Genomic DNA, 16,224 nt, shown 5'->3' with positions numbered 1-16,224 from the left:
TTATGAACTTCTAATGGAAAGTTCTGAAAACATGGTCAAATTATCTGCCATAAAATTATTACTCAATAAAATTTAAACAGCCTCTAAGTTAAAATCTTTTTCTAATGCTTTTAAAAATCGCACTCACAATTGCTATAAAAATCTGCATAAAAACAATCACAACAATAGCAACAATAAAACCAGGAATTAACAAAATAGGTCCTACAACAATCCAACCTGTTAGAAGCACCGCTATAAAAATTCCAATGGTAACTAGTGAAATAATAAGGATAATGAGAGGCATCATCCACCAATCTTTTGTTTCATCATAAGAGACATCAGAAAGAATATATCCAGTCTTTTTGTCAGAAAAAACCTCTAAAAAATTTATTTTTTCTGCAGAAATTGTTATTTTATCTTTTTTATATAAAACCGTTTTATAAACATTTGCATTTTCTTTATCATAATATAATCTTATCCATTTTTCTTTTTTACCATCGTCATAAATCCTTCTTATCTCAATCTCTTCCAAACTATTGGCTTCATTCTGAACAGGAGAAAAAATATCATCAAATTTATAATTTTCATTATCATTTGATTCCCAAAACAAGACATTGCATGAATTATCAGCAAGCTTACCTTCTTTTAAAATGAATATTTTTGAAAAGTCTTTCTTGATATATTTTTTTTCGTTGTCTAAGTAAATCTCCATCCAATTAATTCCGTTTCTTCTTTTTTCACGATTAAAATCAACAATTTGGCCTTCATTTAAAAAATTTGAAGTCTTAGCGCTTTCTTCATGATTAGAATAAATAGATACCGTTTGATGAATCTTAATTTTTTTCGGCATTTTCAATTTATGTTTTTTGAGGTTAAAAGTTTTCGAATATACAAATTATTCATATTTAAGAAACAAAAAAAAGGTTATCCGAAGACAACCTTTAGTATTATTAAAAATATGATATTTTTTTAAGCCAATTTCATCAAAACAACGTCGTCAATCTTCTCTACTTTTACCAGGTTTCCTTTCGTTAAAGTTTTAGAAGCTTTATCCCATTTTTTACCGGATAATTTACTCATCGTTTTTACTTCAGCCAAAGCAATTTGCTCACCAGACTTTAAAATTTCAAGAATAACCTCTTCATCTTCTCCCAATTCGATTTGAGGAACCAGTTTTTCAGGTCTCATTTGAGGGAAGAACAACACTTCCTGAATTGACGGATTGTTGGTTAAGAACATAATCAATCTGTCCATTCCGATTCCTAAACCTGAAGTTGGTGGCATACCATATTCTAAAGCTCTCAAGAAATCTTCGTCGATAAATCCTGTTGCTTCATCGTCTCCTTTTTCAGCTAATTTTAATTGCTCTTCGAAACGCTCTCTTTGGTCAATAGGGTCATTTAATTCTGAATAAGCATTCGCGATTTCTTTACCACAAACCATCAATTCAAAACGCTCAGTAAGACCTTCCTGGCTTCTGTGCTTTTTGGTTAAAGGCGACATTTCGATTGGGTAATCGGTAATGAAAGTTGGCTGAATGAAGTTTCCTTCACATTTTTCACCAAAAATTTCGTCGATTAATTTTCCTTTACCCATCGTTTCGTTTACTTCGATACCGATAGATTTAGCAAAATCAAATAATTCCTGTTCGGATTTTCCAGTAATATCAAAACCTGTATATTTTTGAATCGCTTCCGTCATAGAAACCCTTGGATAAGGAGCTTTCCAGCTGATTGTATGTTCACCGAAAGTTGATTCTGAATTTCCGTTTACAGAAGTTGCACAGAATTCTAATAATTTCTCTGTGAAATCCATCATCCAGTTGTAGTCTTTGTAGGCTACGTAAATTTCCATTGCGGTAAATTCTGGGTTGTGGGTCCTGTCCATCCCTTCATTTCTGAAGTTTTTTGAGAATTCATAAACCCCATCAAACCCACCAACGATTAATCTTTTCAGATATAATTCGTTCGCAATTCTTAAATATAAAGGAATGTCTAAAGCATTGTGGTGTGTAATAAACGGTCTTGCAGCAGCTCCACCTGGAATTGACTGTAAGATTGGCGTTTCAACTTCAAAATAACCTGAATCGTTAAAGAAAGTTCTCATCGCATTGAACAATTTTGTTCTCTTTACGAAAATTTCTTTCACTTGTGGATTCACCGTTAAATCTACATAACGCTGTCTGTATCTCATTTCAGGGTCGTTGAACGCATCATGCACCACTCCATTTTCATCAGTTTTTGCCTGCGGAAGCGGACGTAATGATTTGGTAAGTAACGTAAAGTTTTTTACCAAAACCGTCATTTCACCAACCTGAGTTGTGAACAATTCTCCTTCGATACCGATAATATCACCGATGTCTAAAAGGTGTTTGTAAACGTCGTTGTATAAAGTTTTATCTTCGCCTGTACAGATTTCGTCTCTGTTGAAATATACCTGAATTTTCCCTGTAGAATCCTGCAATTCAGCAAAAGAAGCCTTCCCCTGAATTCTACGAGACATCAATCTTCCCGCAATCTTCACCTGTTTACTTTCAGAAAAATTCTGTTTTATAGATTCTGTAGTATCTGTAACGTTGTATTCTTCTGCAGGGAATGCGTTGATTCCCATTTCAACAAGCTTATTCAGCTTTTCTCTTCTAATGATTTCCTGTTCTGATAATTGCATTGTAATTCAATTTTTTCGAATTGCAAAAATAGTGAATTTTAAGCGTTTATGAAACTGGAATTTTGTTTTAACTACAAAAGTCACAAAAGTTTTATATTGAATTGAAATTGAGCCTATTTCTCTTTTAAAGCTCACAAAGTAAAAACCTTTCTAATCTTGCTGAAAATTATTTTATTATGCCAAAATCGCAGCCCGACTTGAGTGGAGCTCTTTTTGTGTCATTGCGATTAACAAAAGTTCAACAGATTGCTTCATTTCATTCGCAATGATAGAAAAAAGCGGGAACGGAAGGCGGATTAAGCTGCCCAAGTAATTAAAATTTTAAAACCAATCTTTCCTCTTTTCTTTTGGAACAAATGTCCAAGCTAAAATCCTGCTGATTTTCTGACCTTGCGCCATATCAATAGTTTTCACCTCAACAGCTTTTACTTTGTTTAAAAGTGATGTCAGCTTAAAAAGATTTTCCTGTTTTGAAACCAAACACGTAAACCAAAGAATTTGGGATGAGAATAAAGCACTTTCTTCAATCATTTTTGAGATAAAAGCCAATTCGCCACCTTCGCACCACAACTCAGATTGTTGCCCTCCGAAATTGAGATTATTTTTTGGAGTCTTTGATTTTTTGAGATTTTTCGTCTTCCTAAGATTTCCTTTCATTGCAGACTCTTCAGAATCATGGAAAGGCGGATTGCACATGGAGAATGTGAATCGATTGTCGGAAGAAAGAATGTTTTTGAATATAAAATTCGAATCCGGTTGAAATTTCAACTGAATTTGGGATGAAAAATCAGGGTTATCATCTAAAATCTTCTGAGCGTTTTCCAAAGATTTCTGATTGATATCGGTCCCCAACATTTCCCAACCATAAGATTGATGGGCAATTAAAGGATACACCAAATTGGCTCCTGTTCCGATATCGAGACCTTTTATGGATAAATCCTTTGGAATTTCTTCAGTATTTTCAGTCAACAAATCTGCGAGATAATGAATATAATCTGCACGCCCAGGAATTGGCGGACAAAGATTCTGGTCTGAAATATCCCAGTTTTTAACCGCATAAAAATGCTGTAATAAAGCTTTATTCAACAGTTTTACAGCTTTTGGAATGCTAAAATTAATGGTTGGAGTACCGTAAGAATTGATGAAAACATAATGTTTCAATTCAGGCACACAAGAAATCAGCAGTTCAAAATCATAAGAATTTCGGTGCAGATTTCTTGGGTGCAGAGTTGATTTTTCGGCAGTCATTTATTTCTTCTGACTTAAAATATATTCTACCATTTTTTTGGCGTCATCTTTAGAAACTTGTGGGTGGGGCTGCATAGGTACGCTTCCCCAAACACCGCTTCCGCCTTCAATAATTTTTGAAGCTAAGATTTCGATATCTTTTTCAGAATATTTTTCAGCAATTTCTTTATAAGATGGGCCAATCGTTCTTTCCACAGCATTATGACAAGCCATACAATCAGAACCTTCAATTAAATATTTTCCAGAAACATTGCTATTTACAGGAGTCGAAATATCTGTAGAATCTGTTGATAAAGCTTGTGAATCTTCTTTTTTAGAACAGGAAATAATAAATAAGCTTATTAATCCTGTCAAAAACAGTTTTTTCATTATTTTGCAGCTGTAGAATCTGTTGCAGGTGCAGGTGTTGCTGCTACCGGAGCTGGTGTAGATTTAGTAGAATCTACTACTGTAGGTGCAGCTGGCTCTTCTAGCATAACGTTGCTATCTTGTAAAGATTTGTCAGCTTTTTTTGAGCAGCTTACTGCGAATATACTTCCGATAAATGCGATTGCCAATACTTTTTTCATAGGTAACTTTCTATATTATTTTTTAATATTCCAGTGAAAGAAATCTATAATCTCCCACTTTTTTTATTTGCTGACAAAAATATAAAAATAAAGTTTCAAATACGAGATTTAAAGCTATTTTAAATCATATTTAAACCTATTCCAAAAAATAAAAAATAGAGACCGCTTTTTCAAATTAGTTGAGTGATTGTGTTAAAGAAATATAAAAAAATAAATCTTAATCCGCCTGTAAACCCTTTAAACACGCAATAAGCAATAAATTATTCTAAAATAGTTCTTGCATTGAAATCAGTTTTTTTGATTTTTTTTGCTTTTAATATTAAAAAAATTTCTACATTTGTCCCATGATTATTTCTAACAACAAAAATTGGTGGTGGCACTCAAACTCTTCGTCGGGTCTGATGCTATTGTCGTGTTGTTAAATTACAGCTTGAATTCTATAGAAAAATATACAGAGACTTTGACGATTGCGTTGAAGTCTTTTTTTTGTTCATTATTTAAAAAATTATAAAAATGTTTAACAATACAATCAATATAAAAACCACCTCAAAAAAAACACTGGGCGACCTGCAAACCCCGATGAATATTTATCTTCAGATAAGAGATAAATTCCGCGACACGATTTTGCTTGAAAGTTCAGATTCAAAAAATATCGATAATAACTTTTCTTTCATTGCGATAAACGCCATTGCCGGAATTGAAATCAAAAATCTTCATGAATATGAAATCAAATTCCCCAATGAAAATCCTGAGAAAAAATCGTTAGAAAATATTGAAGTTACGCAATTGCTAAACGATTTTTCTAAAGTTTTTGTTTGTGAAAAAACCAATGACAACATAGAAGAAACTGCGCAAAGTCTTTTTGGATACACAAGTTTTGAAGCCGTTCCGCTTTTTGAAAATATTAGTTTTAAACCTCAAAGCAAAGAAGTTGAAATCCCGATTCTTCGTTACAGACTGTATCAATATGTGATTGCCATCAATCATTTTAATGATGAAATGCATCTTATCGAAAATCAAATTGATGGCGTAAAATCTGAAATGCTGTTGTTACAGGATTTAATTAAAAATAAAAATGCACTCGTTTATCCATTTGAGAAAGACGGTTACGAAACCTCAAATCTTACCGATGAAGAATATTTGGAGCTTGTAGATAAAGCCCAAAAACATTGTAAAAGAGGTGATGTTTTTCAATTGGTTTTGAGCAGAAGATTTGAGCAGAAATTTAAAGGCGACGAGTTTAATGTTTATCGTGCTTTGAGAAATATCAATCCTTCGCCTTATTTATTCTTTTTCGATTACGGAAATTACAAACTATTTGGCTCAAGCCCTGAAAGTCAATTAATTATTAAAAACAATAAAGCCATCATCCATCCTATTGCAGGAACTTTTAAAAGAAGCGGAGATTTTGAAACCGATTTACAATCTGCAGAAGCTTTAAAAAAAGACCCTAAAGAAAATGCCGAACATACAATGTTGGTAGATTTAGCCCGAAACGATTTAGGAAAAAAAGGAAAAAATGTAACTGTAACCAAATTGAAAGAAATTCAGCTTTTCTCTCATGTTATTCACATGGTAAGTGAAGTTACTTCTGAATTGGAAGAAAACACCAACCCTTTTGACATTGTTTCTGATACTTTCCCACAGGGAACTTTAAGCGGAGCGCCAAAATACAAAGCCCTTCAACTTATTAATGAATACGAAAAAGATTCGCGCGGTTATTACGGCGGTTGCATCGGGATGATTGGTTTGAATGGCGATTGCAATCAGGCAATTATGATTCGAACATTTTTAAGCAAGAACAACACATTATTTTATCAGGCAGGAGCAGGTTTGGTTGCTAAATCAATTCCGCAAAATGAATTGGAAGAAGTTAATAATAAACTAAATGCATTGAAAAAAGCAGTTGAAAAAGCGGAGAGATTAGTTTAAGACTTTTATGGCGACAAATTCCGTCTTCCGCTCCCAATCTTTTTGTCATTGCGAACAAAGTGAAGCAATCTTTAGAATTTTTCAGCAATCGCAATAACAAAAAGGATTTCCGCTCAAGCCGGGTCGCAATTTCGTCATAACTAGAAATTAGGTTCAGAAAAATCAAAAAACAGATAATAATGAGTCCTGAAAGGACGATTTAACACAGAATTGGATAAAATCCAATTAAAAAATATAGAAAAAATGACAAATATAAACCCATCAACCAAAGTCCTCGTATTTGATAACTACGACAGCTTTACCTACAACCTTGTTCAAATGATTGAGCAAATTCTGAATCAAAAAGTTGATGTTTACCGAAATGATGAGATTTCGTTAGAAGAAATTGAGAAGTATGACAAAATCATTCTTTCTCCAGGACCAGGAATTCCCGAAGAAGCAGGAATTTTATTAGATGTAATCAAAAAATATGCACCAACAAAAAGTATTTTAGGAGTTTGTCTTGGTCAACAGGCAATCGCGGAAGCTTTTGGCGGAAGTTTAATCAATCTCACAGAGATTTTTCATGGTGTAGCAACAGAAGCAATTCAAATTAGCGAGCATAAAATTTTCAATGATTTACCTCCAACTTTAGAAGTTGGCAGATATCACAGCTGGGCAGTTAATCCTGAAAATTTCCCCGAAGAATTGGAAATTACTAGTACAGACAGCAAAGGAATGATTATGAGCCTGAAACATAAAACATTTGATGTTCATGGCGTTCAATACCATCCTGAAAGCATTTTAACTCCTGATGGAGAAACTATTATCAGAAATTTTTTAATTGGTTAATAGATTTTAGTTGATAGTTGATAGAAAATTATTCTAAAAATACTTTAAAACTAACAACCAATCACTAACAACCAGCAACCACTACCATTATGAAAGAAATATTAGAATATCTTTTCAATCACCATACTTTGTCAAAATCGCAGGCAAAAGCTATTATGATTGAGATTGCTCAAAATAAATTTAACGCTACTGAAGTTACAGCTTTTATCAGTATTTTTCTGATGCGGAATATTACCTTGGAAGAATTGAAAGGTTTTAGAGAAGCACTTCTTCAAATGGCGGTTCCGGTTAATTTGAATACTAACGATAGCATTGACATTGTCGGAACCGGTGGTGACGGAAAAAATACCATCAACATTTCTACTCTGGCAAGTTTTGTTGTTGCAGGAACCGGGCAAAAAGTAACCAAACACGGAAACTACGGTGCATCAACTGTTACGGGTTCATCCAATGTTTTAGAAGCTTTAGGTTATCGGTTCAAAAAAACTTCAGACGAACTTAATCAGGATTTAGAGAAAGCGAATATCTGTTTTCTTCACGCTCCTTATTTTCATCCGGCATTACAGTCTGTAGGTGCATTGCGAAAATCTTTAGGGTTGCGTACTTTTTTCAACTTACTCGGTCCGTTAGTAAACCCGGCAAAACCACAGTTTTCTGTGATTGGAGTTTATAATTTGGAGATTGCAAGACTCTATCAATATTTCCTTCAAAAAGAAAATCAGGATTTTGTTTTAGTTCACGGAATGGATGGATATGACGAAATCAGCCTTACTCAAGACAGTAAAATCATCACCAAAAGTGGTGAAAATATTTATTCGGCAGAAGATTTAGGTTTTAAATCGGTTGATTCTGAAAACATAAAAGCAGGAGAAACGATTGAAGAAACTGCACAAATTTTCAAAAATATATTAGAAGGAAATGGTACCGAATCACAAAATGCTGTGATTTTAGCCAATGCAGCTGTTGCCCTACATCACACCAATAAATTTGGAACTTATGAGGATTGCTTGACTTTAGCAAAAGAAAGTTTGTTTGAAGGAAAAGCGTTGAATAGCTTACAGTTATTAATTGATGGTTGATAGTTTTTAATCTTAATAGAAACGAACAAGCAAAAACAATCAACCCTATAAAAATGAACATTTTAGACAAAATCATAGAAAGAAAACAACAGGAAATAGAAGAATCAAAATCTAAAATTTCTGTGGAACAGCTTAAAGATTCAGAATTTTTTAGAAGAAAAACTTTTTCTCTGAAAGAATCTTTAGAATCAAAATCAGGCATTATTGCTGAGTTTAAAAGACAATCACCTTCAAAAGGTATTATTAACAATCAAATTTCGCCTTTAGAAGTGGCTTCAGCATACGAAAAATTCGGAGCAAGCGGAATTTCAATCCTTACTGATAAAGATTTTTTCGGCGGAAGTTTTGACGATATTTTGAGTGTAAGAAATCATATCCAAATTCCGATTCTGCGAAAAGATTTTATGGTTGATGAATATCAGTTTTATGAAGCAAAATCAATCGGTGCAGATGTTATTTTATTGATTGCCGCTTGTCTTTCGCCTAATCAGGTTTCAGAGTTTACCGAGCTTGCACATGATTTAGATTTGGAGGTTTTATTAGAAATTCATACCGAAGAAGAACTTCAACACATTAATAAAAGCATTGATTTTGTAGGAATTAACAACAGAAATTTAAAAGATTTTAATGTTGATTTACAACATTCTGTCAATCTAAAAAATCAGCTTCCTGAAAATATTTTATCCGTTGCTGAAAGCGGAATTTATAACGAAGAAGATTTTAAATATTTAAAAGAAAAAGGATTCAACGGGTTTTTGATGGGCGAATATTTTATGAAAAATGAAAATCCTGGAAATAAATTCTCTGAATTCGTTTCTAATGTAAAAATATAACATTTTACCAGTTTAGCAATGATTGAAAGCCAACAACCATCAACAGAAAACTCTCAACCAAAACTCAAAGTTTGTGGGCTGACTCAACTTGCTCAAATTCGTGAATTAGTGGCATTAAAAATTGATTTTCTAGGCTTCATCTTTTATGAAAAATCACCAAGATATGTTCTGAATTATTTAAATTTAGATGAAATATCCGAAATAAATCATCAAGGAAAAGTTGGGGTTTTTGTCAATGAAAATGCAGATAAAATAATCGAGATTGCAGAAAAAGCAGATTTAAATTTTATTCAGCTTCACGGCGATGAAAGTGAAGATTTTATTTTGAAATTGAGAAAAAAATTAAAACCTGAAGTTGGAATTATAAAAGTCATTAGAATTGGAAACCAAGAATCAGAAGTAAGAAGTAAAATTGAAAAAGTCTTCGACTCCGCTCAAACTGATAACCAACAACCAACAACGATCAACTATCTCTTATTTGATACCGATTCAAAAGCATTTGGCGGAACTGGAAAATCGTTTGACTGGGATGTTCTTAACGAAATAAAAATCCCTCTTCCTTATTTTTTAAGCGGCGGAATTTCTTTGGAAAACTTCCATCAACTAAAAACGATCAACCAACAACCATTTGCTTTAGACATCAACTCAAAATTTGAAATAGAGCCTGGAATTAAAGATGTAGAAAAAATAAAAGAATTTAAAAACAAATTTAAAAGTCCCAAAGGGACGACTTAACAAAGGATAGGATGCAATCCTATCAACAATAAACAAATGAATAATTAAAAAAACACAAAGAAATGCCACAATCCCTAGTCAAAAACTACGTTCATATCATTTTCAGCACAAAGCACAGAAATGATTTTATTGATGAAAGCATAGAAAAAGAATTGTTCTCATATATTGCTACATTATGTAAAGATTTTGAAAGCACAGCATTGCAAATAGGAGGAACAGACAATCACATCCATATTCTCTGTCTGTTGTCGAGGAAAATTGCTTTGATGAAATTGGTTCAGGAAATAAAAGCAATTTCATCAAAATGGATAAAGACGAAAGGAAAAAAATATGAAGATTTCTTTTGGCAGGAAGGTTATGGAGCTTTTTCAGTGAGTCCAAATAACATTTTTCCAGTTTCTGAATATATTAAAAACCAAAGAGAGCATCATAAAGAATTTGATTTCAAACATGAGATGGTTAATTATTACAAAAAATACAAAATAGATTATGATGAAAAATATATTTGGGATTAAGTTATTTAAACAATTGTTAAATTCATAGGAATAAATTCCTACGCTCTGTTAAATCGTCCCTTCGGGACTCTTTTAAACTTAAAACATTTCATATGAAAAACCATCAATACAAATCAAAAATAAAATGGACGGGAAACACCGGTGAATCTACTAAAAATTATCGTTCTTATGAAAGAAGCTATATCATATCGGTGGATGGAAAAGCTGATATCAAAGGTTCTTCAGACCCTGCATTTTTAGGGATTCCAGACCTTCATAATCCTGAAGATTTGCTGTTGGCTTCCGTTTCTTCGTGTCATGTTTTATGGTATTTGCATTTTTGTTCGGTTAATAACATTCTTGTTTTAGAATATGAAGATTTTGCAGAAGGAACAATGATAGAGAGCGAAAACGGAAGTGGAAAGTTCACAGAAATTATCCTAAAACCCAAGATTTTGGTTGCCGAAAAAGAAATGATAGAAAAAGCAATCGAACTTCATCAGAAAGCAAATGAGTATTGCTTTATTGCCAATTCATTAAATTTTGAAGTAAAACATCAACCTGAAATTAATTACAAAAATGATTAAAACAAACTATAAAAATCCAGACGAACAAGGCTATTACGGAGAATTTGGCGGAGCTTTTATCCCCGAAATGCTCTATCCAAATGTAGAAGAACTGCAAAAAAATTATCTTGAAATTATAGAATCTGAAGAATTTCAGAAGGAATATCAGGATTTGTTGAAAAACTATGTAGGTCGCGCTACTCCATTATATTTGGCGAAAAATATAAGCAAAAAATACAAGACTCAGATTTATTTAAAAAGAGAAGACCTTAACCATACCGGAGCGCATAAGATCAACAATGCTTTGGGACAGGTTTTATTGGCAAAACGTTTGGGAAAACATAGAATCATAGCCGAAACAGGAGCCGGACAACACGGCGTTGCTACTGCTACAGCGTGTGCACTTCTTGGCTTGGAATGCATCGTTTACATGGGCGAAATCGACATTGCAAGACAGGCTCCGAATGTTGCGAGAATGAAAATGCTTGGAGCAACCGTTGTTCCTGCAACTTCTGGTTCAAAAACCTTGAAAGATGCCGTGAATGAAGCGCTAAGAGACTGGATCAACAACTCGACAACTACTCATTACGTTATCGGAAGTGTGGTTGGTCCGCATCCGTTTCCCGATTTGGTGGCGAGATTTCAATCTGTTATTTCTAAAGAAATTAAAGAACAACTTAACGAACAAATTGGTCGTTCAACTCCAGATTATGTCATTGCTTGTGTTGGTGGCGGAAGCAATGCTGCAGGAACTTTCTATCATTTTGTAGAAGAGGAAAACGTGAAAATTATTGCTGCAGAAGCCGGAGGTTTTGGAGTCGATTCAGGGAAGTCTGCGGCGACCACTTTTCTGGGAACTTTAGGTGTTTTGCACGGAAGTAAAAGCTTGGTGATGCAAACAAAAGACGGACAAGTTATTGAACCCCATTCTATTTCTGCAGGTTTAGATTACCCGGGGATTGGTCCTTTTCATGCGCATTTATTTAAAGAAAACCGAGCAGAATTTTTCAGCATCAACGATGATGAGGCTTTGCAATCTGCTTTTGAACTGACCAAATTAGAAGGAATTATCCCCGCTTTGGAAAGCGCGCATGCTTTCGCCGTTTTAGATAAAAAGAAATTTAACGAAAATGACATTGTCGTTATTTGTTTGAGCGGTCGTGGTGATAAGGATATGGAAACGTATCTTTCTAAATTATAAATGGTTAATTATCACTGATAAATTAATTTTTATGGCGACAAATTCCGTCTTCCGCTCCCACTCTTTTTGTCATTGCGAACAAATTGAAGTAATCCATACAATTTTTCAGCAATCGCAATAACAAAAAGGAGTTCCGCTCAAGCCGGGTCGCAATTTCGTCAAATATAGAAATTTCCGTCAACCAAGTCCTGAAAAGGACGATTTAACAAAGGATAGGATAAAATCCTATCAACACACAATATAAAAAAACATAAAATTTACACCCCAAAACTCCATCAACCCAGTCCTGAAAGGACGATTTAACAAAGGATAGGATAAAATCCTATCAACCACACAATATAAAATAATTGAGTAAAAAAAAACATAAAATTTATGCCACAAAATAACATCCAACCTCCTGCTTTCAACACCCAACCCAAACTCCTCAACATCTACTTCACAGCAGGAATTCCACAATTAGAAAACACTGCTGAAATTATAAAGCTTATTCAAGATTCAGGAGCTGATATGATGGAGATTGGGATGCCTTATTCTGACCCTGTCGCCGATGGTCCTGTCGTTCAAAAAGCCCATGAACTGGCTTTAAATAACGGAATGACAATTTCAACTTTACTTTCTCAACTGAAATCTATTAAAAACGAAATCAGAATTCCAATTATATTAATGGGATACATCAATCCGGTCTTAAGTTTCGGGTTTGAAAACTTTTGCAGAGAATGTTCTGAAAATGGAGTTTCAGGTTTAATTATTCCTGATTTACCGCCGATTGAATTTGAAAAAAATTACCAGCAGATTTTAGAAAAATACAATTTAAATTTTACGTTTTTGGTAACTCCTGAAACTTCAGATGAAAGAATTTTGTATTTGGATTCTTTAAGTTCAGGATTTTTATATGCAGTAAGTTCTTCATCCACAACAGGAAATGAGAATGCTGTTTTAAGAAATGAAGACTATCTTTCAAGATTGGCTTCTCTCCCACTGAAAAATCCTATAATGATTGGTTTTGGAATTAAATCTAAAGAAGATTTTGAAAATGTTACCCAAAAAGCAGACGGCGGAATCATCGGTACTGCCTTCGTCAACATCCTTCTGCAAAATAGAGATTGGAAGACCAAAGCCATAGATTTCATCCATTCCATAAGAGCGTAAAAATCACTAAATTTGTTTCATCAAATTAAAGAATGAATACACATCAGAATAAAGTCGTAGAATTTGAAGATTTAGGCATCAAAGAATATCAACCCTCTTGGGATTATCAGGAAAAACTGATGAAAGATATTATTGATATTAAAGTTAAAAACAGAGACCTTCCTGCCGAGCAACATCTTACCACGCCCAATCATTTTCTTTTGGTAGAGCATCCTCACGTTTATACACTCGGTAAAAGCGGTCATGAAGAAAATATGCTTGCCGGAATCGATAAACTGAAAGAAATAGATGCCACTTTTGTAAAAGTTAATCGTGGCGGTGACATTACCTATCACGGTTACGGGCAAATCGTGGGTTATCCGGTTTTAGATTTAGAAAATTTCTTCACAGATATTCATAAATACATGAGAAATCTTGAAGAAGTCATTATCAGAACCATTGCCGAATACGGATTGAAAGGTGAGCGTTCTCCCGGAGAAACCGGAGTTTGGCTGGATGTAGGAAAACCTTACGCCAGAAAAATCTGTGCAATGGGGGTCAAAGCTTCACGTTGGGTTACGCTTCATGGTTTTGCCTTAAACATCAATACCGACATGCGTTATTTTGAATACATCATTCCTTGCGGTATTAAAGATAAACAAGTAGCTTCTCTGAAAAGAGAATTGGAAAGAGAGATTACTCCCGAAGAAATGGAAGATATTAAAGCCAAAATCAGAAAGCATTTTGCGGATGTTTTTGAAGCGGAATTGGTGATGAAGGCTTGATTAAGATATTTTAATAATATGAAATCTGTTTCTTTTGGGGAACAGATTTTTTTTGTCATTATGGTTTGAAATAAAATTGGTCTATAATTGATTATTTGGTTATTTTTAGAAAAATAATATTTGAATTAATGAAATCAACTTTTACACTTCTTTTATTAGTGGCTTTAACTCTCAATTTAGGATGCATCCAAACGAACACTGTTCCTATAAAGATAAAACTAAATCTTGAAAAGGAATATACTAAATCAATAAGCAAAAATGATTTTTGGGTTAAAAATCAAATAGAAGAACAAAGTTTAGATGTAAAAACAGATTCTATAATTGAACATTACTATGACATAACAATTGACATTGAAAATGTCGGGGAAAAAGATTTGTATATATGGATGATGAGCTGTTCCTGGTACAACAACTTTAAAATTAACAATAATTACATTTATTTTTATAATCCTAAAGGAGGATGTGACAGTAATATCCCCGAACTTAAAAAAATCGAATCAAAATCTAAGATAACAATTCATGGCACTGTTCGTAAAAGCTTAAAATTTGACTATCCCGCAAAAAATACTGTATACGGCGAACAAGTAAAACTTACTAAAGTAGGGTTGATTATTACAGATGATATTTACAAATATAAATACAAAGATTTTTCAGAGTATAATCTATTTATGGAAGATAAGAGTAAACAAAATTTAATATGGAGTAATGGTATAAATTTGCTCACAGACTAAAAAGGATCAGTCACAGACACAGTTTTTTTTTAAATTTCTATGAAAAACATTAAAAAATCTCAAGAACAACCCTTAAAACTATTCATGGTGGACAAATCAATGAATGTAATGTAAACTCTGATTGCCCTGCAACTTTCGGACAATGTCCGAGATGCGAAGAATTTAGAGGCAGATTGGTTTGTTTTTATCCAAGTCTTTTCGCATAAATTACATCAAGATGTCCCAAATTTAAAATCCGTAATTTCTTAATATACACAAAGCCTCGTCCTCGACGAGGCTTTTCCCATTAAAAAAACACAATATTCATCCTATTCTATCTGAAAAAAATCTATATTTGTTACACTAACAAACTAAACACAAATGATTTATGGCATCAACCACAGAAACAGGTCATGCAAAAAACATTGCAAATTTTCAGACCTTAATCGAGTTCTTAATGGGTTACGGCTCATCCTACAATCCCTCAAAAACCAGCTTGCAGCTACCCGCAATCATTGCTTTGAAAGATTCTGCCGAAATTGCTCTCGCAGATGTTTTATCTAACAATACTATTTACAACAGAAAGGTAAGCGAAAGGCAGGAAGCTTTCAGCGGTATCAAAACGATGGCAACAAGATTCATAAACGCAATACAGGTTTCAAATGCATCTGAAGGCAGTATTAAAGAAGCAAAATTCCACAATAGAAGATTACAAGGCAAAAGGGCAGCTCCTCCAAAGAATCCTACCAGTCCCGAAACAACTCCCGCTACCATTTCTGTAAGCCAGCAATCTTATGACCAGCTTATTCAGCATTTATCAGCGCTTAAAATCGTCTTAGCAAACGAGCCCAATTATCAGCCCAATGAGCCGGAATTGCTTGTAGATACACTTGCCTCAACTATCACAGATTTACAAAATAAAAATTTGGAAGTAATAAGAGCGCATGCTAATGTCAACAATGCAAGAATCACCAGAAACAAACTTTTATACGGTGATAAAATCGGAATTTACGAGACTGCTTCAGACATCAAAAAATACATCAAGGCTATATTCGGAGCTACCAGTCCGGAGTTTGCACAGATAAAAGGTATAGAATTTTCTAAAATTAAAAATTAAAAACCTCACCACCATTTCTCTTTAAGGACAATACGCTCCTAAAAACAAAATCCTCTTTTAAAGCAAGAGGATTTTTCGTATCAGAAATAGAAATAAAGCTCCTTCAGAAAGAATTTAAATGACTTGAAAAAGAATTATCCTAACTTAAAAAAGAAATAAGCAAACTCAGAAAAGAATTTTACCAACTTGGAAAAGACATATTATTATCCAAAAAAGAATTATATCAATTCAAATTAGAAAGGCAACAACTTAAAGATTTCTTAGAGGCTGTTTAAATTTGATATTTATTTTTAACATTAAGAAATTAAGATCATCGCCTTAAAAAACTTAATACAAAATCAACGTGTTGA

17 protein-coding genes are annotated in these 16,224 nt (G+C 33.5%); 12 read left to right on the top strand and 5 right to left on the bottom strand.

Translation table 11 applies throughout. The annotated features are described in order from the left end of the window. Nucleotides 1–88: 88 nt before the first annotated feature. The 5 genes from AB671_RS21775 to AB671_RS21755 form a co-directional block, all read right to left on the bottom strand. The gene (locus tag AB671_RS21775) at nucleotides 89–829 is read right to left on the bottom strand and encodes an ABC transporter ATP-binding protein (RefSeq protein ID WP_066677945.1); all 741 of its coding nucleotides are present in this window, start codon (nucleotides 827–829) and stop codon (nucleotides 89–91) included. Between the two features lie 119 nt (nucleotides 830–948). Further along, nucleotides 949–2,646, bottom strand: a complete 1,698-nt coding sequence (gene lysS, locus AB671_RS21770; RefSeq protein ID WP_066677946.1) for a lysine--tRNA ligase — start codon at nucleotides 2,644–2,646, stop codon at nucleotides 949–951. 321 nt (nucleotides 2,647–2,967) lie between these two features. Next, nucleotides 2,968–3,894, bottom strand: coding sequence for a 23S rRNA (adenine(1618)-N(6))-methyltransferase RlmF (gene rlmF / locus AB671_RS21765; protein ID WP_066677948.1), 927 nt, complete (start codon nucleotides 3,892–3,894; stop codon nucleotides 2,968–2,970). Next, complete coding sequence (locus AB671_RS21760) at nucleotides 3,895–4,263, bottom strand: c-type cytochrome (RefSeq protein WP_066677949.1); 369 nt, start codon at nucleotides 4,261–4,263, stop codon at nucleotides 3,895–3,897. Next, nucleotides 4,263–4,463, bottom strand: a complete 201-nt coding sequence (locus AB671_RS21755; RefSeq protein ID WP_066677951.1) for a hypothetical protein — start codon at nucleotides 4,461–4,463, stop codon at nucleotides 4,263–4,265. Before AB671_RS21755 ends, AB671_RS21760 begins: the two co-directional genes overlap by 1 nt. Before the next feature lie 513 nt (nucleotides 4,464–4,976). On the opposite strand from AB671_RS21755, the gene AB671_RS21750 reads away from it, so the two are divergent. The 12 genes from AB671_RS21750 (at nucleotide 4,977) to AB671_RS21695 (ending at nucleotide 15,874) form a co-directional block, all read left to right on the top strand. Continuing rightward, a complete protein-coding gene (locus tag AB671_RS21750) occupies nucleotides 4,977–6,395 on the top strand; it encodes an anthranilate synthase component I family protein (protein ID WP_066677953.1) in 1,419 nt (472 codons plus the stop codon). A gap of 243 nt (nucleotides 6,396–6,638) precedes the next feature. Then, entirely contained in the window at nucleotides 6,639–7,226 is a 588-nt protein-coding gene (locus AB671_RS21745; protein WP_066677955.1) for an anthranilate synthase component II, read from the top strand. An 89-nt stretch (nucleotides 7,227–7,315) separates the two neighbouring features. Next, entirely contained in the window at nucleotides 7,316–8,305 is a 990-nt protein-coding gene (gene trpD, locus AB671_RS21740; RefSeq protein WP_066677957.1) for an anthranilate phosphoribosyltransferase, read from the top strand. Nucleotides 8,306–8,358: 53 nt separating this feature from the next. Next, nucleotides 8,359–9,138: an indole-3-glycerol phosphate synthase TrpC gene (gene trpC / locus AB671_RS21735; protein ID WP_066677975.1), complete on the top strand. Its 780-nt coding sequence runs from the start codon at nucleotides 8,359–8,361 to the stop codon at nucleotides 9,136–9,138. Nucleotides 9,139–9,156: 18 nt separating this feature from the next. Continuing rightward, entirely contained in the window at nucleotides 9,157–9,873 is a 717-nt protein-coding gene (locus AB671_RS21730) for a phosphoribosylanthranilate isomerase (protein ID WP_066677959.1), read from the top strand. A 62-nt stretch (nucleotides 9,874–9,935) separates the two neighbouring features. Next, complete coding sequence (tnpA, locus tag AB671_RS21725; RefSeq protein ID WP_066677962.1) at nucleotides 9,936–10,388, top strand: IS200/IS605 family transposase; 453 nt, start codon at nucleotides 9,936–9,938, stop codon at nucleotides 10,386–10,388. 92 nt (nucleotides 10,389–10,480) lie between these two features. Next, a complete protein-coding gene (locus tag AB671_RS21720; RefSeq protein WP_066677963.1) occupies nucleotides 10,481–10,954 on the top strand; it encodes an OsmC family protein in 474 nt (157 codons plus the stop codon). Beyond that, entirely contained in the window at nucleotides 10,947–12,134 is a 1,188-nt protein-coding gene (gene trpB, locus AB671_RS21715; protein ID WP_066677965.1) for a tryptophan synthase subunit beta, read from the top strand. The genes AB671_RS21720 and trpB overlap by 8 nt, the downstream gene beginning before the upstream one ends. Nucleotides 12,135–12,506: 372 nt before the next feature. After that, entirely contained in the window at nucleotides 12,507–13,283 is a 777-nt protein-coding gene (gene trpA, locus AB671_RS21710) for a tryptophan synthase subunit alpha (protein WP_066677967.1), read from the top strand. Between the two features lie 32 nt (nucleotides 13,284–13,315). Further along, nucleotides 13,316–14,047 carry a lipoyl(octanoyl) transferase LipB gene (gene lipB / locus AB671_RS21705; RefSeq protein ID WP_066677969.1) on the top strand — a complete coding sequence of 244 codons (732 nt, stop codon included), beginning with the start codon at nucleotides 13,316–13,318 and terminating at the stop codon, nucleotides 14,045–14,047. Nucleotides 14,048–14,175: 128 nt separating this feature from the next. Then, entirely contained in the window at nucleotides 14,176–14,778 is a 603-nt protein-coding gene (locus AB671_RS21700) for a hypothetical protein (protein WP_066677971.1), read from the top strand. A gap of 367 nt (nucleotides 14,779–15,145) precedes the next feature. Then, nucleotides 15,146–15,874: a hypothetical protein gene (locus tag AB671_RS21695; RefSeq protein ID WP_066677973.1), complete on the top strand. Its 729-nt coding sequence runs from the start codon at nucleotides 15,146–15,148 to the stop codon at nucleotides 15,872–15,874. The last annotated feature ends 350 nt before the right edge of the window (nucleotides 15,875–16,224 follow it).

Source organism: Chryseobacterium sp. BGARF1 (genome assembly GCF_001677955.1).
Taxonomy (GTDB): Bacteria; Bacteroidota; Bacteroidia; order Flavobacteriales; family Weeksellaceae; genus Chryseobacterium.
Note: the sequence above shows the minus strand (reverse complement) of the source record. Positions and strands in the feature narration are given on the sequence as shown.

Excerpts from the sequence above, each read along its gene's own strand:
- AB671_RS21695 (WP_066677973.1), top strand. The coding sequence starts at position 15,146 with ATGGCATCAACCACAGAAACAGGTCATGCAAAAAACATTGCAAATTTT.
- trpC (WP_066677975.1), top strand. The coding sequence starts at position 8,359 with ATGAACATTTTAGACAAAATCATAGAAAGAAAACAACAGGAAATAGAA.
- trpB (WP_066677965.1), top strand. The coding sequence starts at position 10,947 with ATGATTAAAACAAACTATAAAAATCCAGACGAACAAGGCTATTACGGA.
- lysS (WP_066677946.1), bottom strand. The coding sequence starts at position 2,646 with ATGCAATTATCAGAACAGGAAATCATTAGAAGAGAAAAGCTGAATAAG.
- AB671_RS21755 (WP_066677951.1), bottom strand. The coding sequence starts at position 4,463 with ATGAAAAAAGTATTGGCAATCGCATTTATCGGAAGTATATTCGCAGTA.
- lipB (WP_066677969.1), top strand. The coding sequence starts at position 13,316 with ATGAATACACATCAGAATAAAGTCGTAGAATTTGAAGATTTAGGCATC.
- AB671_RS21760 (WP_066677949.1), bottom strand. The coding sequence starts at position 4,263 with ATGAAAAAACTGTTTTTGACAGGATTAATAAGCTTATTTATTATTTCC.
- AB671_RS21750 (WP_066677953.1), top strand. The coding sequence starts at position 4,977 with ATGTTTAACAATACAATCAATATAAAAACCACCTCAAAAAAAACACTG.
- tnpA (WP_066677962.1), top strand. The coding sequence starts at position 9,936 with ATGCCACAATCCCTAGTCAAAAACTACGTTCATATCATTTTCAGCACA.
- rlmF (WP_066677948.1), bottom strand. The coding sequence starts at position 3,894 with ATGACTGCCGAAAAATCAACTCTGCACCCAAGAAATCTGCACCGAAAT.
- AB671_RS21775 (WP_066677945.1), bottom strand. The coding sequence starts at position 829 with ATGCCGAAAAAAATTAAGATTCATCAAACGGTATCTATTTATTCTAAT.
- trpD (WP_066677957.1), top strand. The coding sequence starts at position 7,316 with ATGAAAGAAATATTAGAATATCTTTTCAATCACCATACTTTGTCAAAA.
- AB671_RS21745 (WP_066677955.1), top strand. The coding sequence starts at position 6,639 with ATGACAAATATAAACCCATCAACCAAAGTCCTCGTATTTGATAACTAC.
- AB671_RS21720 (WP_066677963.1), top strand. The coding sequence starts at position 10,481 with ATGAAAAACCATCAATACAAATCAAAAATAAAATGGACGGGAAACACC.
- trpA (WP_066677967.1), top strand. The coding sequence starts at position 12,507 with ATGCCACAAAATAACATCCAACCTCCTGCTTTCAACACCCAACCCAAA.
- AB671_RS21700 (WP_066677971.1), top strand. The coding sequence starts at position 14,176 with ATGAAATCAACTTTTACACTTCTTTTATTAGTGGCTTTAACTCTCAAT.
- AB671_RS21730 (WP_066677959.1), top strand. The coding sequence starts at position 9,157 with ATGATTGAAAGCCAACAACCATCAACAGAAAACTCTCAACCAAAACTC.